The following is a 24,434-nucleotide window of genomic DNA, read 5'->3' on the forward strand; positions in this document are numbered from 1 at the left end:
GCATTCGGTGTCAGTCCTGCGTGCCGGTGCTCACGAATGTTAAATTCGCTCCGGTACTCGTTCCTTCCTAGACTACAAAGGTTTTCTATCACGCTGAAGGAAAACAAAAGGCTAAAATAAAGATCATTTTAGTCTTTTGTCAACAATTTAAGACCGCTTGTCAGCGGTCTTATTTTATGCATTCTTTTCTTTTTTCGCTGGAGTTTTTCTTTTCTTAGGCGCTGCTTTTTTCGCTTTGGCTGGTTTTGATCGGTCGATTGATGCCTGTAGTGCGGCCATTAAATCAGTCACATTGGATGCAGGATCTTTTTTACCTGTCGTTTCAGGTTGAACGGTATGTTCTCCAGATATTTTATCGCCAATTAAATTCATCAGCTGTTCTCTGTATTCATCCTGATATGCCGCTGGATCGAATGTCGTGGTCAGCTGCTCGATTAAAAGGAGCGCTGTATCTAACTCTTTCTTGACAATGTTCTCCTCTTGGGGGATATTCGGCACATCTGATACTTGTCTAATTTCGTCAGGGAAATGAATGGTTTCCATCAGCAAAATATGTTCATAGCACCTAACGATTGCTAATTGCTCCTTTGAGCGAATCATAATCTTAGCGACACCAATTTTTCCCGATTCCTCTAAAGCTTTTCTTAATAATGAATAAGCCTTCGCTCCGCCGGTATCCGGTGATAAGAAATAACTTCTTTCATAATAGATAGGATCAATCTCTTCAATCTTTACAAAATCAATGATTTCAACGGCTTTTTCTTCATTTTCTTTTCGAAGTTTTTCTAGCTCTTCATCGTCCAATTCAATAAATTTATTTTTCGCATATTCATACGCCTTCACAATTTGTTCTGGCGCTACCTCTTCACCGCAATTGGCACATACTTTCTTGTAGTTAATGGGCGTGTGACATTCTTTATGCAGCTGTCTTAATTTAATGTCTTTGTTCTCTGTAGCGGTAAACAGCTTGACTGGAATATTAACCAATCCGAAACTAATGCCGCCTTTCCATACTGTATGCATCGCGCTTCCTCCGTTCTTTTCTCCTTACTATGTAATGTTTTCACCATACTTATGTATGTGATTGAAAATTTCATCCCACTCTAAGAACACATGATATAAGGAAGTGACATGCACAATGAAACCTATGCGATTAACACCTGCACATGATATACCTGCCGGTGCAGACTGGGTGTATGAATTAAAATATGATGGCTTTCGGGCTATTCTTGTATGGAAAGAAGACGAGATTCGTTTAGAAAGCAGGACCGGAAAACAGCTAAATGAGCAATTTCCTGAAGTGATGGATCAGTGCGAACAATTAAGAGACGAATTTGCTCCCTTTTTACCACTGACACTTGACGGAGAATTGGTCTTTTTACTAAGTGAAGAGCAAAGTGAGTTTGCGAAGGTTCAACAAAGAGGCCGGCTGAAAAACAAAGAAGCCATCCAAAGACAGGCTGAACGATTTCCATGTCATTTCATTGCGTTTGATCTATTAAGATATAAAGGGAAACCTCTCGTTGATTTACCGTTGACGGAAAGAAAAAATCAGCTGCAACAAGTTTTCCAAGACGCAAAGCTCCCTTCATCAGTTCAGCTGAAGCACCCTTCCCTTCTGCAGGTCATTCATACAGATCCAGACTCTGAATACATGAAAAACTTGATGACGATGTATTTAGCAGAAGGATTAGTAGCGAAAAAAAAGACGAGTAAATGGCATGACAATACTCGTTCAAAAGAATGGCTGAAAATAAAAAACTGGCGGTATGTATCTGTCATTGTAACCCGTTTTGACAAAGAAAATGGCTATTTCCAAGGCTCCATTTATCAAGATTCGGCTCTCATAGAGGTTGTCCAATTCAAGCATGGATTTTCTAAAGAAGAAGAACAAACACTGCGCACGCTATTTCAGACAAAGGGCCAGTTAACAGGAGGATCAACATATGAAATCCCTCCTTCTATCGTTGCCAGCATTGCGTGTATATCCTTTGATGGATCGGCTTTAAGAGAGCCGCGTTTTTCTTCCTTTTTACTAGATGCAGATCCAGCAGCATGTACAATTCAGCAAATGCTCAAACAGCTGTATCCACTCCCTGCTGTTATAGACGTCACTCACCCTGAGAAACCGATTGTCCCGGCCCTTCAACTGAACAAGGCAGATTACTTACTTTATTTAAGACAAGTGGCTCCCTATCTTTTGCCCTTTTTACGTGAAAGGCGTCTTACTTTAATTCGGTATCCGCATGGCAGTGGAGACGAATTCTTTTATCAAAAGTCAACTCCTGATTATGCACCGGATTTTGTTTTGACAGATGAAGTTGATGATATTTCTTACACGGTCTGTAATGATCCTCGTACGCTTCTTTGGCTTGGCAACCAGCTAGCGATGGAATTTCATATCCCTTTTGAAACAAGAGATACGGATCGGCCGACAGAAATCGTCTTTGATCTGGACCCGCCATCTGTAAATGAGTTTCATCTAGCTATCGAAGCTGCTAAACGAATCAAAGTGCTTTTAGACGGACTTTTTCTCACAGCCTTTATTAAAACAAGCGGAGGCAAAGGGCTTCAAGTCTATATTCCTTTAAAGAAAAACGCCTTCACTTACGAAGAAACAAGACAATTCACTGCGTTTATATGCCAATTTTTATGTGAGCAAGCACCGGATCTATTTACTCTGGAACGTCTTAAGAAAAATCGCGGCAATCGCTTGTATTTAGACTACATTCAGCATGATGCTGGAAAAACAATTATCGCTCCATATTCCCCGAGAGGAAATGAGCTTGGACTTGTTGCGACACCGCTTGAATGGGACGAACTCTATCATGATGAGCTTCATCCTACTCTTTTTACGATGCCAGCTGTCATAGAGCGTTTAAAGGAAAAAGGCGATCCGTTCCGCCGCATGAGGCACCTTGTGAATGATGATGCTTTTAGACAAGTCTTACATCAGCTTGCACACATGTGACCTTCTCATCAGATGGACATCCGCGGTCATGAAGCGTTACACTTATTCATTAGAGAGGAAGAAAGGGATGACGATTTTGACCGCACATTCATTTCGTAATACAGCTTTGATTTGCTTATGTCTTTCCGCAGGAATTGTGGATGTAATTGGCTATTTAAGCCTAGGGCATGTGTTTACAGCCAATATGACAGGTAATATTGTGCTGCTTGGCATTGCAGCAGGAAGCTCCTTGCAGCTAACGGCCCTGCATTCCATCATTGCTCTAAGTGGATTCGTTTTAGGGGTTTTACTTGCAGTTGTGGTAGGCGGGAAGCATGAGAAAGCGTTTTGGCCAAAAGCCGTGACACGCATTTTTATCATAGAAGTGATGATTTTGCTTCTATTTGCTCTCATGACCATTTTCCCTTATACACAAGGTGCTTACTTTATGCTGATCATCCTTTTAAGTATGGCCATGGGCATGCAGACAGCAGCCGCTCGTAAATTGAATGTTGCTGGCATTTCCACAACTGTTCTCACGAGTACACTCGCTAATCTATTTGAAGATGCAGCTCAGCGCATATCATACAGGGAAAAAAGAAAAGCTCCTATCCAGCTTGTCAGCTTGATGCGAATAGGCTCTATTGTCTTCTATTGCCTTGGTGCGGCTTTAGCTGCATACACAGATCGTTACGATCCGTTTATCATCATTTGGCTGCCGATCATCATTCTAGGCATCATTGTGATAACAGCTGGATTGAAGCACTTTCACCAATTGAAATAGCCTCTCTTTAGATGGCTATTTCAATTAATGTGATCTTACACTAATAACTCCTCACATAAAATCCAGGAGGGCGCCCCATGATGAACGTAGAACCATATGGATATCCAGAAAATGTCCCGAATCCTCCGTACCCGGGAAAACCGCCTAAGCCAGAGAATACACCAGGGCTCAAATAATATCCGCCAAAGCCGATATGGGAACCAACCGGACCAATATGTGCCCCGCCTCCGCTAAAACCGCCTCCATGAAAACCACCATAAACCCGTGGATACATACAATCACCTGCCTTCAAATCAGACCTTATCTCATCATATGCATGACAAAAGGGGCGGTGCTCCTGCTTTTTCTTTTCCTTCTATGTACATTAGACCAATTTGATAAAATTTGAATGAAAAGTCCTGCAAAAAATTAAATTAAGCAAAGAAAAGTGACCTTTTTAACTTGTTGCTCTGCCCTATGTTTATTTAGAATAATGGAGCAGGTAATAAATTTGCACACCCCCTTTGTTGCGAATTCTTCTTATTAAACGTTCTTGCAGCGTTTAATAAGAAGAGCCTATTAAAACACAAAAAACCCTTGCTGACGATATCAACAAGGGCGAGAGATAAATGGTATTAACCACCAATGATTTTTTCTGCAACTTCGAATGAACCCGCAACGTTTTGCGTCAAAACAGTCGCAGCGACCGCTAAACCGACAACGAATAATACTTTCAATCCTGTTTTCATCTTAAATCAACCCCATTCTTTTCATATGTAAATCCGCTTCTAAACTTTTGTTCAAGTAAAAAACAGACTGCTCATAAAGTGCTTGCTTTTCACAATATTTTGCTGCAAATTGTGATAGCTCTTTTACTTCATGATATTCATTCTTCTCTTCTAACTTTCTTAATTTCTCATCAATTTGCTGAAATCTTTGTGGCGCATGCGTTAAGTAAAGATCATGTACGATGCCTATTTTTAGCTGAAACACTTCATGAGAAGCATCTTTTATTCTGGCATATGCAGCCTCTATATATTGGCTTGCACGCTGCTTTTCACCAATCACACAGAGTTCCCGGCTGATCAGATAAGTAGAATGGAAAAAGAAATCTGAATCATAATACTCTTGATGGGACAGTGCTTTTTCAAGATGGCGTATCGATTCCTTTGGTTTGTTCCAAAATGAATATAAAATGGCCACATTGTGGTGGTGCTGAGCCAGCATAAAATCATCCTGCTCGCTTGTCAAAACCTCTTCTGCCAGACGATAATTCTCAAGCGCCTCTTCATACCGGCCGATCTCTGTTAGATTCGCTGCTATGAGGGAGTATGAAAGGGCCGTTCTTCTTTCATACTGCTTGTGCCGCTTATAGACGTGCAGCGCTCTGCGGATATAGCTTAATGAGAGCATGATATGACTGAGCCGGTAATAAAGCCATGCCACTTTAAAATCGAAATCAGCACGTTCTATCTCACTTGGAATTTTATCTAAGAGCTTTTCAGCACTTTGATACATTTGCAGTGCAACCTCATAATTACCTTGATGCTGCTCATACACACCCTCATAAAAATCGAAATAATAGGCAAGACGGTTAGACAGGTCATCTTCTTTTTTTCCATAATGACCCTCTTTACTTTTCGTTGAAACATTGCCCTTTTGCCCTCTTAAATTGTACATAAGAATGTGATGTCTTTTCTCAAGAAGAGAATAATATATGAGGATATCCGCATCGTCAATTTCCTCTACTGCTTGTTTCGCTTTGGCAAATAACCGTTCTGCCTCATCTGCATGATCTTTTTTGATTTCCATGTTCCAGTCATTTAATAATGATGCCAATTCCGCAACAGGAACTTTGCTCATTCTACACCCCCAATCACCTTCAGCTGCAGCACATGATTTCACTAAATATGGAACTTCTATTAGCAATTGCTAATTCGTCCATTTGACATCATTTTAATATGAATCACTTGAATCTTCAATAACCGTTTCCATTGAAAGTGCGTTTCTTTCTCCTAGTCAATGATATTTGCGAAAAAATTCCGCCTTTTTTTAAAATAAACATCTCGAGATGAAATGAAAAAAGCCCATTGTTAGGGCTTTCTAATCTTATGATGGTTAATACCGCATCATTTCAAAGACTATTTTGTGCGATTCGCCTAAAGATCAGTAAACTAATGATCAGTGCAGCTTTTCATTTATCCAGTTTCTTTATATAATATGATCAATCACTTACACGCCTCAGTAGCTCTAGAAGGGAAGAGCGCCGTAAAACAAATTGTAGCTGGCGGGTCGCAAGGCAAGGGTTTCAGAAGCACCGAAAAGCACACGAGCTGAGACAGGTGAAATTCCTGTCGGTGAAATTCCGTAGGGAAGCGTGTTGCCCCTAGCCTATGCTTACGAAAGGAGTGCGGGTTCGAATCCCGTCTGAGGCTTATGAGGTCGATGGAAATGGAGGATAAACATCATGCATGTGTTTGAAGAATATATCAGCAACATCGGTAACCCCGAGCTGAAGCAGCGCACTCAAGACATCTTACAATGGGTAGAAGACACATTCCCTCAATTAGAGCCAAGAATTGCTTGGAATCAGCCTATGTTCACAGATCACGGTACATTTATTATTGGGTTTAGCGTCGCAAAACATCACATTTCTGTCGCACCAGAAGGAAAAGGAATTGATCAATTTTCAGCTGACATTGTACAAGCTGGGTACGATCATGGAAAAAAGATGTTTCGCATGAAAGAAAGCTTGCCAGTTGATTATCCTCTTCTGAAAAAAATCATTGAATTTAATATCGAAGACAAAGCGGATTGTTCAACGTTTTGGCGAAAATAAACAGTACCCCGATCTCAGCCGTTAACAGATCGGGGTATTTTACTGCTTCATGTTATTTAGTTCTCTTCCCTACCAATTTCTGTTCAAGCCACTCATAACATGACAAGATGGAATTAACACTTTTTTGAAATATCGGCAAATATACAACAGCAGCGGCTGTTAAACACGCTATAGCAGCTCCTGCGAAGACATCAAATGGATAATGAACACCTACCCAAAACCTTGAAAATCCAACAGCACACGCAATGATCAGCCAATAAAAATGGCGTTTATGAAACAGCCAAAAGATCAGGCAAATCGAAAAAATAAAGATGGTATGATCACTCGGAAACGAGTTATTCACTTCCTTTTGAATCAAAAGATTGACGTGGCTCATTTCTGCAAAGGGCTGCTGATTGAAATAAAACACCCCTGCGATTTTCCCGAGTAACTCTGCCAAGATGAAGGTCAGTCCAGCAGAAACGACCATCGCCCTATTGTACCTGCTGCGATTTTGAAACCATACAAACAGACACATGAGTGCTGCCAGCAGCACTGTATATTCAGCTAGTCCAATAAATATCGGATTCAAGGAACCATAATCAATACTGAGCTGATTCACCCACCTAAACAAATCTTCATTAAATCCCCGCATCTCATTTCATCCTTTTTTACTTGATTTATGATAAGGATAATTGAAATGAGATGTCTGCCTCCATCGATCGAACGAACAAACCATGGAATCATATGACAGGTTTGTCACTTTACTGTCACCTGAACATCATGTACTAACTAAAAACTCATCAAAGGCTATTAAATCACAGGAACAAAACTGTTATAATAGAACATAGGTTTGCATTTTATCAAAAAGGGGTTACATCATATGATCAATACGGTGGATGGCAACATTTTAGAGGCAAGCGAAGACATCATCTGTCACCAGGTGAACTGTAAAGGAGTCATGGGCGCTGGATTAGCGAAACAGATCAAAAGCAAATATCCGAATGTGTACAAAAATTATAAACAGTTATGTACAGAACAAGGAGATGACTTGCTAAGCTCCATTCAACTCATCAGAACAAAAGATGGAAAAACAATTGCCAACCTATTTGCCCAAACTGGGTATGGAAGAACAAGAAAGCAAACCGACTACGATGCATTACGCAGCTGCTTTCAACACCTAAAGGATACAGTGACACATTCACCTGAAGAGAAAAACCAAACGTCCATCGCCATTCCATACGGGATTGGCTGCGGCTTGGCAGGCGGCGATTGGACGATTGTTGAAGAGATGATTGAAGAGGTACTGGGTGATTGTGAGGTGACGGTTTATCGGTTTAGATAATGGAAATGAGTTTCTTATGAAAAATATATAACAAATACCCTCCTTAATTCGGAGGGTATTCTGCGTTAGTTATCGTCTTTATTTTTTATATAATTTAATACGGCTTCTTTATCTTCTTCATCTTCAGGGAGATATCCCAAATTTTCATATTCCCAAATAGCCATTCGTTGATAGGTATTGTAATGAGAGTTCAATACATCATCATAATTAAAATCAATGATAAATTGATTCCTATTCTTGATTTTCAGCGTTAAATTTGTCCAAGTTTTTTGCTCGTTAATTTTAAATTCATCTCTGAGTTTCTTAAAAGAATCCTGTAAATTAATTAATAAGTCATCATATATATTTTCACTGACTTCAAATATATCAGGAATATCATGAGAATAAATATATTCTTGTTGTTTGTTTGTATTAAAGAAAAAATAAACTTCACGAGAGTCATCAAGAATTTCCGCATATAGTAAAACATTCTCCCAATTAACAGGTATTATTTCATTTATTGTATTCAAAATTTCTTGATAAACTTCATTCGATGGTTCCATTTCCATTGAATTAACCTCCTGGCTTATTTTCAATCGATACCTTTTTAACTCTCCTAGCTCCAATTTTATACTTAATTTTAAATAAAGATGGTCGCATAGAATCCCCTTCATATCTAATGCTTTCTATGGAAACTGATACTGTCTCAGGTGGATCTTTCCTCAAGGCTGCCAACCATTCCTGCTCCAAACTGATACCATTTCCCACCGCTTCGATTAATTTGTGAATTTATAGGTATCAGATTATCAATATCTCCAGACCCTTTAAAAATAAACGCTATCAGATGCCCTACATCATCATCCAGTAATCGATCTGGCTTTCCTGAATTGGATTGGGCATATTGGTTTCTTTTAACCTCTCCGTATTTTAAATCACTTGCTTCGACTTTGACAATCCGTCCATAGTGATCGTTCGTAAAAGTTGAGAAAAATTTAAAAGGCAGGGAGAAAGGGAAGGTAAAATATTTGGGGATGAAATGGTAATATATGACGATTTTTAAGAAATTCATTAAATAGGGCATACAATCTAAAGGTGTTGTACGTACTAAAAATTTTGTTAAAACATCAGATTGGGATTGCAAAGATTATCTCTATTCAGTAAGTAATAAATAGTTTATTTCGTCACGAGGTATCTCTTCAACAAAAAAACCTTGAAAGGCACTTTGCCAATCAAGGTTTCAATAAATTACATTATATCAATCTCTTTGCCTGTAGTCTTGCTAATCAGAACCTTTAAGGGTTCTCTTATTCATAATTTGTAGTAGCAATAAAATCAAAAGCACCAGTTGAACTAATTTCATTGTTATATTCAAAATTATATATTAAAATTACTGCGTTATATGATTTCTTTAGGTTTATACTTTTCTGGATTTTTGGGATGACAATCTCTTCATACGAACACCCATCTAATAATGATGAAATATCACTACTACTATTCTTATAGACTGCTTTTTCTATTGTATCCTCATCTGTTTCATCCATATCAATATTAAAATCAATGAAAAATTTGGAGGGTACAGACTCGCCATCCTCATCATACTTTAAATCTACATACTCTTCTATAGAGTCACCTTCTTTAATAGTACCTAGCCAAATAGAAACCCATCCTTGTTTTTCCATTATAATATCCTCCTACTTTAATTTAAGACCTTCCGGTAAAGATGAAACCCCACCCTCTAGTCTATAATTAGCCCAATTATTAAGTCGTCTTACAAATGTATCATAGTCGCTAGAAGTATCTATTATTGCTAACAATTCATTATGTGCCTTAGTTGAGCCTAATCCACCATGGACACCGTTTGGATTGACGAATTTAACATCAGATATTGCTGTTCGTAAATCTTTAATCTCTTCCGCACTAATATTCCAATGCTTAAATTGCGGCGCTCTTGAAACTAAGTGCCACTCATGTAAACCTCCAGGTTCTCTAAGCTGACGTTCAATTTTCTTTCTAATTCTTTTATCTTTCCAAAGTTCGTCTAGTTCTTTACTTGTAAGGGAATTGAAAAATTTATTAAAGTTCCCACTTTTTGCAGTTGGTATATCATCGACAGTTAATTTGGTTATTTCATTAGCATTGTCTATACCCTTAGATCCTTTATTAGATGAGGTCAAATGACCTCCATTACCTTCTGAATTGTCTAGTCGCTTCGCCATGGAGAGAAGCTTATTTTTGATATTCTCACCATCAAACACATTATAAGGCAGTTTCCCTCCACCTGCTAGTTGAAACTTTGGTGAATATGGCAATAGATTTGGAATGGTGACGTTATCGATCGATCTTGCTCCTTGTTCAAGCCCTTTCTTCACCGTCGTTTTGGCTGCTGTTGTTCCCGTTTTTGTAATGGCACCTGCCCCTTTAGAACCAAAGACGATTTCTGCTAGAGAGCCAGTGGCATAGGCGAACCAGTGTGATCGAGAATATGCATCACCATCGATGACTTCTTTTTGGAATGAGTCTGAAATCGACTTTCCAATCGCTTTAGATGTTTCAATTGGATGGGAAACAGCCGTTACGACCGATTCAACGGCACCTCCAGGATCTGTCACAAGATCATAGATGCCAACTACTGTATCTTTGGCCACATCATATAGACCAACTGCTGCACCTTTTACAACATCAACGAACCCCTCTGAGGCTTCTTCCTGCGCTTTGATCTGGAGAAGCTGGCTGTAATACATTTTTTGATCATAAGAAAGATTCTCATATCCAATTTCGTCTACAATCTCAAAGTATTTCTCTTCTGATATACACGAAGGATCGTTGAGCTTTTCCTTCAATTCTTTGATTCTTCGTTTCTCTTTTTCTTCTTTTTTCACCTTTAAATATGCTTTCACCTGTGCATCGATTTTATCATGATTCTTGTACACATCTGTCTCATGAAATGCTTTTGCATCGTAATACATTGGCTGCGCATTTTTCCCTTTTCCTGTAGCAGCCATCATTTTTGCATAAAAAATTGAGAGGTGTTTTTCAACCGCTTCTGATTTTGCGTATTCTGTTTTTAGCTCATGATCTATTTTATGTACAGCCTCAATTGCCTCTTTTCTTTTTTTGTTCGCATCATCTAAATGTTCATTGACCTCTTTACTTGAAAATACATTCAGTTCTATGAGATCACTGATGTCATCAAAAATAGTGGAGAGAGCTTCTTTTTGTTCCTTAACCATATCTTTATTATTCTGAATCCCTTGTTTCAGTTGAGCGTCTAAGAAATGCTCATCAATAAATGTACTCCCGCCTAACGATTCATCATCAAGCTTTCCTTTTACCCCATCTAAAAACGCTTTTTGCATATCGATAAAGTCAAGATAAGTGTCCGTGTAAATCGCAAGATCCTCATAAAAGGCTTTAATATTGTCTGCACCTTTTCCAGTAAATTCATCACCTAATCCCGACACACTTTTTAATGCTTTTTTCACATGCTGCATTTCGTCTCGAAGCTCCTGATAGACTTTTGACCTTTGTTCGACAGCTGAAAGTAAAGATGGAGCATCTAATATTTTCATATAAAAAAGACTCCTTTTATGGCGTATTCTTTTACTAGAATACCATAAGGAGTCTGACACTTTAATCCACTTTATCGTTTTTTAACCAATTATCCTCCAGAGCTCCCTCTTGATGCGACGGTTTGGACATCATCATGTTGAGGTTGAATGAAACCATTTGTAAAGAAAAGTGTACCTAATGCTACCACAGCTATTGATAATGGAATAAAAAAAGACTTTTTCATTTAATTCACTCCTTTTCCTACAAATTGACTTGCATGTAAGGCTCTTTTATAATAACTCAATGATTGTTGCAACAAGCCTTTTTCCTCTAAATATTTCGCCACATCAACCAAGATTTCCTCTAAATCAACCCAAACTCTTCTTTCTTCAAGCTCTGCACACAAATTACTGATATTGGCTTGTTGAGTTTCATTTGTTTCATATAATAGTTCTTTTAACAATTTAAATTTAATTTGAAAAATGTGATGGTTCACTTGTTCCGACAAAGAAATGCCTAGATCAACCCATTCAATCACTTCATTGCTTTGATTTGATACTTCTATTCTGGCTAGTTCATATAAACATCTCATTTTTAATAACATTTGTTTCTCAATTTCTTCATAACTCAGTGTGCGTCTAAAAAATGCAGATGCTTTCTCAGCATTCTCTCTTTTGCTTTCCAAAAAACCCATGCTGTAATAGAGATGAATAATTAAATGATTGTCATTGATACTTCGGATCATGTTCTCTGCTTCGTTAAAAAGTTCACTTGCTTTCTCATATTCAAATTGATCGATTAAGTTCAGCGCATGCAGCATTCTACAGTTAATTTGTCTTTTGATATATGATTCATGTGCATTAAATGTGTCACAAGCAATTTGAGCATGATATTTAGATAAGAAAGTCATTTTCAAATCATAAAATAGAACAGCTAGTTTATAATGAAATTCTGCTTTTTCTATTTCATCATCAACATAAGCCAACTTCTTCTCAGCTATTCTGAAATAACTTAGCGCCTTATCATAATCTTGTAAGTAGTCATGATAGATCCCATTATAGAAATAGAAGTAATAGGACATGAGTTTGTTTGTCTTCTCTTCTTTTTCGTCTGGTGCATTCCTCTCAAAGAATGGTTTATCTAGGTTTTTGCTAATATTCTGAAGTTTCAGCTTAAGTCTAAAGCTTAAAAGTTGATAATACAAAAGAACATCTTGATTTTCTTCCATTTGCTCGATTGCCTTGTCTATGTCATCTTGCATTTCAATAGCTGCCGACAAATCCCCTTTTTGTATGGCAAGATTCCAGGTGTTTAACATGTTTCCTACCTCCTGAGAGGCAATTAATTCTGTCATCCCTTTACCCCCTTCTAAGCAAATCCCTTATAATATTTTAACACTAGATTTACAACATATGTAAAGACAAACTGTCCCTAATAGAAATTTTCGGTATCCCGCAAATACATTGAATGAGTGACTTTAGAATCGCTGATTAGAAGTGACAAGCAACTGAACGAATTCTGAGTTCTTTTAGAAGGGCTACGCTAAAAGTGGAATTCACAAAATGTTATTTTAATGCCTATCACAAAAAAATCAACAGGTAATTGCGTAAACAAACAAGCCTTTCGCATGTCGAAGGCCTGTTGCACCGTTTGCCTCTTGTTCCTTCTTGTTTTCCTCCTTCACCTTCAGCTGTTATACCCACGACGTGACGATGATCGACGGTGTTGATCATATAAAGGCTTTGATGTCTTATGCTGCTCACAATATCCTTCGCGCGTTAAATGAGGACATCTAGGCTCATTGCATGGTTTTAATGGCTTTTTCATTAGTCTTCCTCCCAAAAATAAAAAGCACCTATGAGGTACTTTCTAAAAGTTATCGGCAAGCCAATCATTCAACAATGTATAAAGAAAGATCGCCAATATTATCATTAATGGATAGATTAAAACTAATATCTTAACAACCCAATCAATTAAATTGTGTTTCATAATTTTGATCGTGTATTTTTCTTGTGCCTTCCTGTCACTGAGATAATAATCAATGTCTAAGTGATTCTCTTTTTCAAGTAGCAATTTTTCGTACTCTCTATGTAAACCTTTAAGTTCTTCCTCTTCAATTGTATTGAGTTTAGCTTCTCTCCTTTCAATTTTATTTAAAAGTATATCAAGATTCTGATAGTTTAATTCAAAACTACCTGCTCTCTCCTTATAGTTTTTAATATTTAAAAACATCGTGAAAAATGTTAAAGAAAGAGAGAATATCAAAAGAAATTTAGTAGCTGCTAGATTCTCTCCATTGTCCCCCATGTTTAAGAACCATATGGAAAAGATAAGAATTAACAAAGAATAAAAATAAGATACTTTTTCAAAGAATTCATGTCGGTCCCTCAACCTTTTGGAAGCTCTTATTCTTGCTTTACGTGTGAAATTAACTCTTCTTTTCAAATCTAAAAAAACATCCCCAGTAGTTTTAGCTTCTTTTAATTTATCTTCGTTCTCTTCACTTGTATTATTGTTTGTTTTCAAAATACCACTCCATATTCTGTATATTTTGTAGTTAATTGAGTTTCCTCTCACCAAAATTAATATCATTTTTCCTTAATTTAAATTCGTTTTTTTACTACTTTTTCATAGTTCTCTATACATTCTTCCAATAAAACCAAGGTCGCATATAACCTTCCAATGGATTTATGCCGTTTTGAATAAATACAAGTCCAAAAAACCATCAAAACCAAAAAAGGCACAGCAACACTTACTAACACATATTGAATTACAGGTTTAAAATTATATAGAGAGTTAAGCAACTCGTTAAAATCAATCTTTTTAATATCTTTACTGTCTAAATATTTACCAAAGATATTACTCATAAGTGACATAAAACTTGATATCATTGCCATTGATGTCGACATCATAACAGTTAACATAACAAGTATTATTGAAAAAGGCTGACTGTATAAAGTTTGGGTGTCTTTCTCTACTTCTATAGAAGCCTCAATTCTTTTTAACATCATATTTAATTCATCTTTATCATGATCTAAGATAATGTCTTTTTGTAATTTAACATCTTCGTCGAAAGTAGTTTTATATAATATTTTTTTATACTTTTTTTTATAACGACCTTTTAAATATTTTGTAACATCTTTAGATTCTCCGAGTTTCCTAGTCATATATGATCACCTCAGATGATATATCGACCTGTCATGTGAAAATTTTATTATTCGCAAATTTTGTCGAACGAAAAAAGCGACCTCCGCAATTTTGGGCGCATACGCCAGGTCTAAGAACGTCTTTCCTTTCAAGCGTGTATATGATCTTTCCACTCATGCCGATTTCATTATAAACCTGGTAATCGAAAACGGGTTCTTGCTGCGTGTAACGCTTTATAATGATCTGTCTCTCGTTATATGGAAGACGATTGACAGCCTTTTGCACTCTCTCAAGATATGCATTTCGTTTTTGTTCCCACTCAATACGTTTTATGGCCGTACTCTCTGTAGAAGAATGAAAAGTATTCGTCGTAGCTGGCGGCACGATACTAAATCCGGCCGTTATTTTAGATAGCCATATCATCAGGAACTTGAAGAAGTCTTTCATTGCCTCCTTAATTCATATGAATAACAGCTAAAGTCGAAAGTGATCCGAACACAATATAAAAGATAAGCAGCCGATTCCTCATTTACTTCACCCTTGTTATACGATTTACATCATCAATATTCATTTGATGATCAGCCTCTCGTACAACTGCGGCGAATTATTCAATACCCGTATAACAAAGACCATGACGCTCAATGATTTCCGAAAAATTCTTCCACATCATGCTCCCGTATTCCCCAACTGTCAGGATCATCAGCAGGCCCGTACACAGTAATCCAATTCCTCGCATCTTTCGGATCAGGTTCTTCCGTTTTGGTACGTGTAAAATGACAAAGTTCATGATCGACCAGGGCGGCAAGCTGTTTCTTGTTCATTGCCTTCCAGGCTTCCTTATTTACAAATACGAATAGCATGTAATCGGTCATATGGCGTTCAAAGGCCGTGCATTTTTTCGCTTTCCCCGCTCATTTGCTGCTGCCTTCTCGAATATAAAAACCAATATGTCCTATCGCATCTTTTAAATGTGGGAGGTGTTCATCAATTAAACTTTTAGCCAGCTCCAGCACCTCGTGTGATTCTTCAAAACCTACAAACGCCATTTTTATTTTCCCCTTTCAATCAATTGTTTTTTGAATATTTCGTCTAATTATTTTATGTTTCGTGTTCAAAGTCCTAAAAACAGGACAATAAGTTATACCCATCACCTTATACACAAATCAGAAATACGATGAACTGTAAATTAATTTCCAAGGAGATGTTTTAAAATGTATTCAATGTATCCAATGTATTATCATGTTCCGTCACCTTATATTCACAATGATTACGCACCGAATAATCAAAGATCGGAACTAAGAAAATATCAACCAAGTATCGGACAAATTATTACTGTCCCACCAACATCGAAAGTCTTTAAAAATGGTACTAGAGTATTTATTCATGATGTAAAGTTTCAATATGACAACGAAAGTAACGAATGGATAGAGTTCATCTATGTGGTATATCCAAGAGTATCTAGTAATGGTTCATGTGTTATAGAGGCTAGATGGATATCAATTTACGATTTCGATGGTGTAGCTATCTATTCTCACCAGAGATAAAAATACGTGATTAGAAACCAGACAGCAAAACTCATTTTGTATATTAATAAGAGTGAAATTTTACAACTTCTCTGCTGTCTGGGCTTTGCTATACTAATCCACCTTTTAATAATTCCCGTGCCATATAATGAAAATGATGATAGATATAGTTTCCGGTCGCACTTGGATTAATAAAAACAGTTGAAAAATTGTAACGCACTTCAAATGTTTTCAAGCTATCGAGCAGCGATTTAGGTTCATATTTTGAACGATATTTTCCGTTGAGTATCTTTTGATACCCTTCCAGGTCTTCCACAAGAAGAGTGAAAGGGTTTTTTGATGCACGAATCAATTCATTTTCAAACCTGGAACGATCCTTAATGGATTGAACAAGCTCGTCAACTCCATTTTTCCTTTCGATAGCAGCGTTTAAATACATATCTCTATTGATCCCGTATGCCTCATTTTTGGGAATCATTGCGGAATAGTCACCCGTCTTCATCCCTTTGAATTTGATTGATACATTCTTTTTGCGGAGATAGTCAAGAACATGTTGATTCTTCTGTTCTCTCGTATCCACAATAATGATCATACTGCCTAAAATTTCTTTTAACTCTGTATCTGAATAGTTGTAATGAATAATAGTCATGATTTATTCCCCTTAAAATAAAACATGGCCCTTTCGTAAATTTCTAAAGATAGCTTGTCCGTTTTTTACTTTCAAAATTTGAAACGGAAGTGTCAAGGACCCTCCATCCGTTCTCCCAAAATAAAACGAGCAATCTCGAGACTTTTATCGCCGCATCCCTTTCATGTTGAACCAGCCATCTATTTTTGTATTGAAGTCTTGAGCAATGCCTTGTAATAATTAATGATTTTATCTATTGTCTGTTTATTCACGATCTTACGTATAATTAATTGTGGAGTTAAATTCATAACTTTTAATTTTTTTGATCATATTTTGGTCAAGGACCAAAAATATTGTTCCGTTCATTTTTTGACCAAAATAAAAACCCCCTGAAACCATTGGCTCCAAGGGGTTTTCTTTATTAATACTGAGACATATACTGATCGCGTTCCCATGGGTGTACTTGGGTGCGGAACATATCCCATTCGATTTCTTTTGATTCGATGAAGTGCTCGAATAGGTGATCGCCTAGTGCGTTGATCATGACTTCGTTTGATTTTAGCAGCTCGAGTGCTTCTGCAAGTGTTGCAGGTAGGTCAGCGATGCCGTTTTCAAGGCGCTCTTCTTTGTCCATGACATAGATGTTTCTGTCGATTGGTGCTGGTGCTTCTAGTTTGTTTTTGATTCCGTCTAGACCTGCTGCAAGTAATACGCTTAGTGCAAGGTATGGGTTTGCAGATGGGTCTACGCTGCGCACTTCTACACGTGTGCTGATGCCGCGTGATGCCGGGATACGGATCAATGGGCTGCGGTTTTGTGCACTCCATGCTACATAGCAAGGTGCTTCATAGCCAGGTACAAGACGCTTGTATGAGTTAACCGTTGGGTTTGTGACTGCTGTAAAGCTTGTTGCGTGCTTGACGATACCTGCGATAAAGTGTCTAGCAGTCTCGCTTAATTGTAAATCTGCTTTTTCATCAAAGAATGCGTTTTTACCATTTTTGAATAATGATAGGTTACAGTGCATACCAGATCCGTTTACACCGAACAATGGTTTTGGCATGAATGTCGCATGAAGACCGTGTTTTCTCGCAATGGTTTTGACAACGAGTTTGAATGTTTGAATGTCATCACAAGAACGGATTGCGCCTGCATATTTGAAATCAATTTCGTGCTGTCCTGGTGCTACTTCGTGGTGAGATGCTTCAATTTCAAAGCCCATTTCTTCAAGTTCTAGCACGATATCACGGCGGCAGTTTTCACCTAGATCTGTTGGTGCAAGGTCGAAGTATCCACCTTTATCGTTTAGTTCAAGCGTTGGCTCGCCTTTTTCATCTAATTTAAATAAGAAGAATTCTGGCTCAGGTCCAAGGTTGAAATCACTAAATCCTAGTTCTTCCATTTCCTTTAAGATACGCTTTAAGTTGTTACGCGGGTCTCCATCAAATGGTGTCCCGTCTGGCTTATAAATGTCACAAATAAAGCGTGCAACTTTACCTTTTTCTGCTGTCCAAGGGAAAATAACAAATGTGTTCAGATCTGGGTATAGGTACATGTCTGATTCTTCGATACGTACGAATCCTTCAATAGATGAACCGTCAAACATACATTTGTTATCGAGAGCTTTTTCTAACTGGCTCACAGGAATCTCAACATTTTTAATTGTTCCGAGAATGTCTGTAAATTGCAGACGGATGTACTTTACGTTTTCCTCATTTACTAATTTTACGATATCTTCTCTTGTGTACTTTGCCATTTCGTAAAACTCCTCCCCTACAAAAGGTAAAATGTGTATAGCAATGCTTTTGCTAATTGGTTAACGGAAGAACCTTGACATATCCCCCTGCCTAAAGGTCGTTCCTTGTTGGAAACGTCCAGCCTGAATGAGTTCCTTCTTCAGTAGCTTCCTGAGTTCATCATCTGACAAGTTGTGCTTAGCTGTGGTTTTTTCCTCTGTCTTTTTATCAGACGATGGATTTTCTGCCTCAGCTTTGGCAAAAAGCTTTTTGATTCCTGCCATGTTTACACCTTGTTCGATGAGGTTTTTAATTTCTAGTAATTTATCAACATCATGAAAAGAAAATAATCGGCGGTTTCCATCACTTCTTGCTGGAAATACTAAACCATTTTCCTCATAATAGCGAATTTGTCTTGCAGATAATTCTGTTAGCTGCATGACAATCCCAATTGGGAATAAAGGCATTGAGCGGCGAATGTTATCACTCATCTCAACTGTCTCCTCCTCTTTGCTTAAATTTATTATATGTCATGTTATATTATGTGTCAACAATATGTCAGGAATATTAACATGGTTTTTTATTGAGCAGGCACTTCAATAAAACCTTGATCCAATAAGGCATCGACAGCACTGCAAATCGCATTTTTCACATGGGCATACGTGAGACCGCCTTGCACGTAGGCAGTATAAGGCGGTCTGATCGGACCATCGGCTGATAATTCGATACTGGCTCCTTGTACAAATGTGCCCGCTGCCATAATGACATCATCCTCGTAGCCCGGCATATAGCTTGCATGTGGAGTGACGTGACTGTTAATCGGAGATGCATACTGGATTGCCTGACAGAACGCAATCATTTTTTTAGGATCTCCAAATTCGACAGATTGAATTAAATCCGTTCTTTTCGCATTCCATGCTGGGTTTGTTAGGAATCCGAGCTTCTCAAGAAAGCGAGCCGTAAATACTGCGCCTTTTAAGCTTTGAGCCACAACATGCGGCGCCAAGAAAAAGCCTTGATACATTTCCTGGAGCGCATACAGCGATGCACCCGCTTCACTGCCGATGCCCGGAGATGTCATTCGATAAGAGCAAGCTTCGACCCATTTTTCTTTTCCAACGATGTAGCCGCCTGTTTTGGCAAGGCCTCCGCCTGGGTTTTTAATAAGTGAACCGGCCATGAGATCAGCTCCGACATGACACGGCTCTTGTAATTCAGTAAATTCACCATAACAGTTGTCTACAAACACAATGATTTCTTCATTTATCTCTTTCACAAATGAAATCATTTGCTCAATTTCTTCTATAGTAAAGGATGGCCTCGACGCATAGCCTTTTGAACGTTGAATGCCGATCACTTTTGTTTTAGAAGAAATCGACTCTTTTACTTTGTCGTAATCGACTGATCCATCTTGAAGCAAATCAATGGCTTTGTAGTCAATCTGGAAGTCTTTTAATGAGCCTGTCCCTTCTTTCCCGCGAATCCCGACAATTTCTTCTAACGTGTCGTATGGTTTTCCCGTCATGTAGATCAATTCATCGCCAGGTCTCAGCACACCAAATAAAGCAATGGAAATCGCGTGTGTGCCGGAAATGATCTGCGGACGGACAAGGCCGCTTTCTCCTCCGAAGACATCCGCATAAATCTTTTCTAACGTGTCTCTCCCCATATCATCGTAGCCATATCCAGTTGTTGGATTAAAGTGAGAGTCACTGACTTTGTGCTTTCGATAGCTTTCAAGCACCCGCCACTCATTTTGTTCGCTCGTTTGATCAATTTGCTGATGTACGTGTAAAATCTCTTGTTCTGTTTCTGCTGCTGCTTTTTCTAAAATACTGCCGTGTTTTAATGTGTGAAACATCTTGATTTAATTCCTTTCCAACATATACTTCTTGATTTGACCTAAAATGGTCTGATCCTCACCACTAAATCCGGTGATGTCGTAAATTTCTGCTTCTTTTTGAAATTCTAGTGATTCCACAAGCGTTTCTGATTTTAATGCGGAGATGAGCTTCCCTTCATACGCTGGAATCTTCACATAATATGGCTTTAAAAAAGGCTTTTTTCAGCTCAGCCATAATATCCGCTTTTAACCTTTTTACATCTTCTTTGCGTCTAGCACTGATTAATATGTGGCGATGCTTTGAAGATGGGATGAAATCTGGTCTAATTTGATCTTCCTTGTTATAAACAGTCAGCATTGGAATACGGTCCGCTTCTAATTCTTCTAAAAGCTCATGAACCGTTCGTTCGTGCCCTTCATAATCCTCATTAGAAGAGTCGATGACATGAAGCAAATAATCGGCTTCCTTCACTTCTTCAAGGGTTGAACGAAATGCGGCGATCAGTGTTGTCGGAAGGTCTTGGATAAAGCCAACCGTATCCGAAATGAGCACACTGTAGCCAGATTCTAATGTCATCTTACGTGTCATTGGGTCAAGTGTCGCAAACAGCAGATCCTCTTCATGACTATCTGCTTCTGTTAATTGATTAAACAAAGTTGATTTTCCAGCATTCGTATACCCGACAATCGCAATTTGGAACACACCATTTTTCTTTCGGCGTTCCCGGTATCTTGTTCGATGTTCTTTGACTGCAGATAACTGCCCGTTAATTTCGTGAATGCGGTTTCGAATATGGCGTCTGTCTGTTTCAAGTTTTGTTTCACCTGGACCTCTTGCGCCAATTCCGCCTCCCTGTCTTGAGAGGCTAATCCCTTGTCCACTTAGTCTCGGCAGGGCATACTGAAGCTGGGCAAGCTCTATTTGCAGCTTCCCCTCTCTTGTACGGGCTCTTTTTGCAAAGATATCTAAAATCAATTGCGTACGATCAATAATTTTTACATCTAAAGCAGTCGCCAAAGCTTTTAGCTGGCTTGGAGAAAGCTCGTCGTTAAAAATAATGACATCACATTCGAGTTCCTCGCAAAGCACCTCAAGTTCTTCTACTTTCCCTTTACCGATATACGTTGCGCTGTCTTGTCTATTTCTCTTCTGCGTCATCACGCTGACAGCTTCACCGCCAGCCGTTTTGGTTAAGGAAGCTAATTCTTCCATTGAGTATTGAAAGCGTTCATCCGTTACATGCGGCAATTGACAGCCGACAAGGATCGCTTTTTCAGTCATTTCATGTTCATTCAACGTCAGTTGTTTCCTTTCTGTACTTAAGTTTTCAGTAGTACCATCATACCAAACAGATCACACGTATACCACTATTCGGATGGTTTATTTTAGTGACTCTTTATAAAAAGGATACGCCATTTCAAGAAGGCGTATCCTCTTTCATTTGAAGATCGTGACTTTTAATGGTCAGCAAATCTTTTTTATCATAATGATCCACAAGAAGCAGTCTCATCGCCTGGGTTCGTATGGCCTTTTCAATGGTGTTTCGCACAAACCGGCCATTGCTGAATTTTGCCGGGCTCGTGGTACTTTTAATGTGCATTAAATAATCCCGCAGCTTCCATTCAGCTTCTTGTGTAAATACATATTCTCTGTCCGCCATCATTCGTTTTGCAATATCCATGAGCTGATCGACTGTATAATCAGGAAAGCTGATGTTGATTGGAAATCTTGATTGCAGACCGGGGTTTAAAGAAAGAAAATGATCCATTTCCTTGGAGTAGCCAGCAAGAATCAGAATGAATTCGTGCTGTTTGTCCTCCATATGTTTTACAAGGGTATCAATCGCCTCTTTTCCAAAATCCTTTTCTCCTCCGCGTGCAAGAGAATAGGCTTCGTCAATGAACAAAATACCGCCTAGTGATTTTTTAATTAAATCCCTTGTTTTTTGCGCTGTATGACCAATATACTCTCCAACAAGATCACCGCGTTCTGCTTCAATTAAATGACCTTTTGAGAGCACATTCATTTCAAAGAAAAGCTTCCCGACAAGTCTTGCAACTGTGGTTTTCCCTGTTCCAGGATTCCCTTTGAACATCATATGGAGCGCTTGTTTTCCTACCTTTAACCCTTGTTCCTGCCGTTTTTGATTAACAAAAATCCAGGCATAAATCTCTTTTATGTTTCGTTTCATTTCATCCATACCGACAAGGCTGTTCATTTCACGCTCTATTTCCCGTAAGATGCTGTGTTTTGCCTCATTTTTCTGCAAGGCTTCTAGGTATTCTGCCTCTGAGTCTGCATCAACCAATACTTGCTTTTGTCCGTTAAGTATAATATTGATTTGGCCGTTGTTTTTATATGTGACAGCTCGCTCCAACGTATTCACCTCTCGCTCTTCTCTCTTTATTCTATTCGGGTGGAGCTGTAATCGTGACAATCGCCCGCTTAAGCCCAAGTTTGCTGTCAAAATGACCCGAGATACCGAATATTGTAGGGATTTGTGCGGTTTCCCAGGAAATGATGTGCTATTTCCATTGTATTCATCCCGTTTGGGCGGACAAACCAACAATTTGTTTTTTCTTAGAAAAATGTAGCTTTTTGATCACAAATGATGCAGAAAAGAGTCTCAATGATTTCCGCATTTTGTACAGGCAATTCTTCTATTTTCTCATAAAATAAAGACGAGGTGATGAATAGATGGTGAAAATTTTTATTGATCCTGGCCACGGAGGAACAGATTCTGGAGCTAGTGCTAATGGACTTTTGGAGAAAAATATAACACTTCAAATCGCGCTTTTACTGAGAGACATTTTGATTAGTGAATATGATGGGGTTTCTGTCCGCTTAAGTCGTTCAACTGACCAATCCGTCACTTTGTCCCAGCGTACGAATGCAGCAAACAGCTGGGGAGCTAACTATTTCGTATCTATTCATATTAATGCTGGCGGGGGCACAGGGTTTGAAAGCTATGTGTATCCTGGCGTTTCAGCACCGACCACCACGTATCGCAACGCCCTTCATGATGAAATTGTCCGCTCAGTTGATTTTGCTAACCGCGGCAAGAAAACTGCGAACTTCCACGTTCTTCGAGAAACTTCTATGCCCGCTATTTTAACAGAGAATGGTTTCATTGATACGACAGCTGATGCTAATAAGCTCCGCAACGCAACCTTCCTTCAAGGCATCGCTCGCGCTCATGCGACTGGTCTAGAAGAAGCCTTTCAATTGAAAAAAAAAGCAAGTAATCTTTATAAAGTGCAGGCAGGAGCTTTCAAAGTGAAAGCCAATGCAGATGAATTAGCAGCCACACTTAAATCCAAAGGCTTTGACGCATTTGTTGTATTAGACGGAGGTATGTTCCGAGTACAGGCCGGGGCTTTCCGTACAAAGCAAAATGCAGATGACCTCGTCGCAAGATTGAAGCAGGCCGGTCATGACGCATTCGTTTTCCAATAATCCGAAGCTGTTGTAACGAAACAAACCGGCTCAAGTCTTCTGCTGAGCCGGTTTGTTGTGTATTTATTTACGCTAAGATGTTGACGACAAATTGAGACCATGTTTCAAGACGATCGAAGTATTCAGGCTTTTTCAAATCGGCTGTTTTCATCCATTTTCCTGAGATTTGATCTGTTTCTTTTACTTCTACATGAGCACCTGGAGATAGTTCAAGCGCTGATAACAGTCCAATGTGCACACGGCCGACACTGTTGTCATCGTCATTGATTAATCCAAGGGTTTTCATTTCAAGTTTGTCTTCTTCTTGAATTGAAAGTTCTTCGTCCAGCTCACGATCCGTATTTTCTTTTAGAATCTCAGCAAAGTTTTTCCCTTCAACGAAATTCATATGCCCCCCAAAGCCAAGAGATAACTTATGATGTAAGCGAGTCTCTCCTCCGCCTTGAAGTCTTTCGTATACATATACTTCGTCCTCACGCTTAATCACAACATAAGGAATCGGCTGCTTGAAGTCAGGATTTTCTTCTGCATCGCCTCTTCGCATCTGCTCGAAGTGCTCTTCGATTTCTTTCATAATGGTGCTGATTGTTTTCTCTTCACTGTTCACACCATTAAACGCAAGTGTTTCATTTTGGAACACGCGCGTACGCGGTGCAACTAAAATGATTTCGTCCATTTTTCCCATGTTCGGTAACC

General features: G+C 38.6%; 26 protein-coding genes and 1 pseudogene. 5 read left to right on the plus strand and 22 right to left on the minus strand.

Features of this window, described 5'->3' with window-relative positions:
* Window positions 1-174: 174 nt before the first annotated feature.
* A complete protein-coding gene (ku, locus tag AOQ70_RS07205) occupies window positions 175-1,023 on the minus strand; it encodes a non-homologous end joining protein Ku (RefSeq protein WP_048240214.1) in 849 nt (282 codons plus the stop codon).
* Window positions 1,024-1,138: 115 nt separating this feature from the next.
* Between ku and AOQ70_RS07210 the strand changes: the two genes are divergently transcribed.
* Together AOQ70_RS07210 and AOQ70_RS07215 are read left to right on the plus strand one after the other, a co-directional pair.
* A complete protein-coding gene (locus AOQ70_RS07210; RefSeq protein WP_059375427.1) occupies window positions 1,139-2,971 on the plus strand; it encodes a DNA ligase D in 1,833 nt (610 codons plus the stop codon).
* A gap of 67 nt (window positions 2,972-3,038) precedes the next feature.
* Complete coding sequence (locus AOQ70_RS07215; protein WP_059375429.1) at window positions 3,039-3,734, plus strand: YoaK family protein; 696 nt, start codon at window positions 3,039-3,041, stop codon at window positions 3,732-3,734.
* A 40-nt stretch (window positions 3,735-3,774) separates the two neighbouring features.
* On the opposite strand, the gene AOQ70_RS19180 is transcribed toward AOQ70_RS07215, so the two are convergent.
* On the minus strand, window positions 3,775-4,008 hold the full coding sequence (locus AOQ70_RS19180) for a hypothetical protein (protein WP_024425111.1): 234 nt from the start codon (window positions 4,006-4,008) through the stop codon (window positions 3,775-3,777).
* Window positions 4,009-4,463: 455 nt separating this feature from the next.
* Window positions 4,464-5,576 carry a response regulator aspartate phosphatase gene (locus tag AOQ70_RS07220; RefSeq protein WP_059375431.1) on the minus strand — a complete coding sequence of 371 codons (1,113 nt, stop codon included), beginning with the start codon at window positions 5,574-5,576 and terminating at the stop codon, window positions 4,464-4,466.
* 604 nt (window positions 5,577-6,180) lie between these two features.
* On the opposite strand from AOQ70_RS07220, the gene AOQ70_RS07225 reads away from it, so the two are divergent.
* On the plus strand, window positions 6,181-6,552 hold the full coding sequence (locus AOQ70_RS07225) for an iron chaperone (RefSeq protein ID WP_058837630.1): 372 nt from the start codon (window positions 6,181-6,183) through the stop codon (window positions 6,550-6,552).
* A 52-nt stretch (window positions 6,553-6,604) separates the two neighbouring features.
* Here AOQ70_RS07225 and AOQ70_RS07230 read toward each other — a convergent pair whose 3' ends face one another.
* Complete coding sequence (locus tag AOQ70_RS07230; protein WP_059375434.1) at window positions 6,605-7,186, minus strand: undecaprenyl-diphosphatase; 582 nt, start codon at window positions 7,184-7,186, stop codon at window positions 6,605-6,607.
* Window positions 7,187-7,414: 228 nt separating this feature from the next.
* Here AOQ70_RS07230 and AOQ70_RS07235 point away from each other — a divergent pair, with 228 nt between their 5' ends.
* Entirely contained in the window at window positions 7,415-7,876 is a 462-nt protein-coding gene (locus AOQ70_RS07235; protein WP_059375436.1) for a macro domain-containing protein, read from the plus strand.
* A gap of 65 nt (window positions 7,877-7,941) precedes the next feature.
* Here the strand turns inward: AOQ70_RS07235 and AOQ70_RS07240 are convergent, their stop codons facing one another.
* The 17 genes and pseudogenes from AOQ70_RS07240 to spoVK form a co-directional block, all read right to left on the minus strand.
* On the minus strand, window positions 7,942-8,424 hold the full coding sequence (locus AOQ70_RS07240; RefSeq protein ID WP_059375438.1) for an antitoxin YezG family protein: 483 nt from the start codon (window positions 8,422-8,424) through the stop codon (window positions 7,942-7,944).
* Window positions 8,425-8,428: 4 nt separating this feature from the next.
* A pseudogene (locus AOQ70_RS07245) lies at window positions 8,429-8,837 on the minus strand (DNA/RNA non-specific endonuclease); the annotation flags it as partial.
* A 322-nt stretch (window positions 8,838-9,159) separates the two neighbouring features.
* Window positions 9,160-9,534 (minus strand): immunity 22 family protein, encoded by a 375-nt coding sequence (locus tag AOQ70_RS07250; RefSeq protein WP_059375448.1) that lies wholly within the window; start codon window positions 9,532-9,534, stop codon window positions 9,160-9,162.
* A gap of 12 nt (window positions 9,535-9,546) precedes the next feature.
* Window positions 9,547-11,424, minus strand: coding sequence for a ribonuclease YeeF family protein (locus AOQ70_RS07255; RefSeq protein WP_231730841.1), 1,878 nt, complete (start codon window positions 11,422-11,424; stop codon window positions 9,547-9,549).
* An 89-nt stretch (window positions 11,425-11,513) separates the two neighbouring features.
* Window positions 11,514-11,648, minus strand: coding sequence for a hypothetical protein (locus tag AOQ70_RS20070; protein ID WP_254966822.1), 135 nt, complete (start codon window positions 11,646-11,648; stop codon window positions 11,514-11,516).
* On the minus strand, window positions 11,649-12,758 hold the full coding sequence (locus tag AOQ70_RS07260) for a response regulator aspartate phosphatase (protein WP_059375450.1): 1,110 nt from the start codon (window positions 12,756-12,758) through the stop codon (window positions 11,649-11,651). It lies immediately after the preceding gene.
* Between the two features lie 515 nt (window positions 12,759-13,273).
* Window positions 13,274-13,930: an SLATT domain-containing protein gene (locus AOQ70_RS07265; RefSeq protein ID WP_059375453.1), complete on the minus strand. Its 657-nt coding sequence runs from the start codon at window positions 13,928-13,930 to the stop codon at window positions 13,274-13,276.
* Window positions 13,931-14,007: 77 nt separating this feature from the next.
* Window positions 14,008-14,571 (minus strand): hypothetical protein, encoded by a 564-nt coding sequence (locus AOQ70_RS07270; protein WP_059375455.1) that lies wholly within the window; start codon window positions 14,569-14,571, stop codon window positions 14,008-14,010.
* A 31-nt stretch (window positions 14,572-14,602) separates the two neighbouring features.
* Window positions 14,603-14,998 (minus strand): ArpU family phage packaging/lysis transcriptional regulator, encoded by a 396-nt coding sequence (locus AOQ70_RS20170; protein ID WP_059375459.1) that lies wholly within the window; start codon window positions 14,996-14,998, stop codon window positions 14,603-14,605.
* Window positions 14,999-15,189: 191 nt separating this feature from the next.
* The gene (locus AOQ70_RS19930) at window positions 15,190-15,423 is read right to left on the minus strand and encodes a putative metallopeptidase (RefSeq protein ID WP_331457671.1); all 234 of its coding nucleotides are present in this window, start codon (window positions 15,421-15,423) and stop codon (window positions 15,190-15,192) included.
* 39 nt (window positions 15,424-15,462) lie between these two features.
* Window positions 15,463-15,597 carry a hypothetical protein gene (locus AOQ70_RS20075; RefSeq protein WP_269433593.1) on the minus strand — a complete coding sequence of 45 codons (135 nt, stop codon included), beginning with the start codon at window positions 15,595-15,597 and terminating at the stop codon, window positions 15,463-15,465.
* A gap of 586 nt (window positions 15,598-16,183) precedes the next feature.
* Entirely contained in the window at window positions 16,184-16,723 is a 540-nt protein-coding gene (locus AOQ70_RS07290) for an ERCC4 domain-containing protein (protein WP_039178804.1), read from the minus strand.
* A gap of 400 nt (window positions 16,724-17,123) precedes the next feature.
* Window positions 17,124-18,458 carry a type I glutamate--ammonia ligase gene (glnA, locus tag AOQ70_RS07295; RefSeq protein WP_025093273.1) on the minus strand — a complete coding sequence of 445 codons (1,335 nt, stop codon included), beginning with the start codon at window positions 18,456-18,458 and terminating at the stop codon, window positions 17,124-17,126.
* 60 nt (window positions 18,459-18,518) lie between these two features.
* Complete coding sequence (locus AOQ70_RS07300) at window positions 18,519-18,929, minus strand: MerR family transcriptional regulator (protein ID WP_039178801.1); 411 nt, start codon at window positions 18,927-18,929, stop codon at window positions 18,519-18,521.
* 89 nt (window positions 18,930-19,018) lie between these two features.
* Window positions 19,019-20,299, minus strand: coding sequence for a methionine gamma-lyase family protein (locus AOQ70_RS07305; protein WP_039178796.1), 1,281 nt, complete (start codon window positions 20,297-20,299; stop codon window positions 19,019-19,021).
* Window positions 20,300-20,456: 157 nt separating this feature from the next.
* Window positions 20,457-21,578 (minus strand): GTPase HflX, encoded by a 1,122-nt coding sequence (gene hflX, locus AOQ70_RS07310; RefSeq protein ID WP_442854374.1) that lies wholly within the window; start codon window positions 21,576-21,578, stop codon window positions 20,457-20,459.
* A 121-nt stretch (window positions 21,579-21,699) separates the two neighbouring features.
* Window positions 21,700-22,659: a stage V sporulation protein K gene (spoVK, locus tag AOQ70_RS07315; protein WP_024424083.1), complete on the minus strand. Its 960-nt coding sequence runs from the start codon at window positions 22,657-22,659 to the stop codon at window positions 21,700-21,702.
* 320 nt (window positions 22,660-22,979) lie between these two features.
* Here spoVK and AOQ70_RS07320 point away from each other — a divergent pair, with 320 nt between their 5' ends.
* Window positions 22,980-23,738, plus strand: a complete 759-nt coding sequence (locus AOQ70_RS07320; RefSeq protein WP_039178790.1) for an N-acetylmuramoyl-L-alanine amidase — start codon at window positions 22,980-22,982, stop codon at window positions 23,736-23,738.
* 67 nt (window positions 23,739-23,805) lie between these two features.
* Here the strand turns inward: AOQ70_RS07320 and AOQ70_RS07325 are convergent, their stop codons facing one another.
* A complete protein-coding gene (locus AOQ70_RS07325; RefSeq protein ID WP_058837640.1) occupies window positions 23,806-24,423 on the minus strand; it encodes a hypothetical protein in 618 nt (205 codons plus the stop codon).
* Window positions 24,424-24,434 lie beyond the last annotated feature (11 nt).

Origin of the sequence: Bacillus sp. AM 13(2015), from assembly GCF_001518755.1 — a bacterium.
GTDB lineage: Bacteria > Bacillota > Bacilli > Bacillales > Bacillaceae > Bacillus > Bacillus safensis.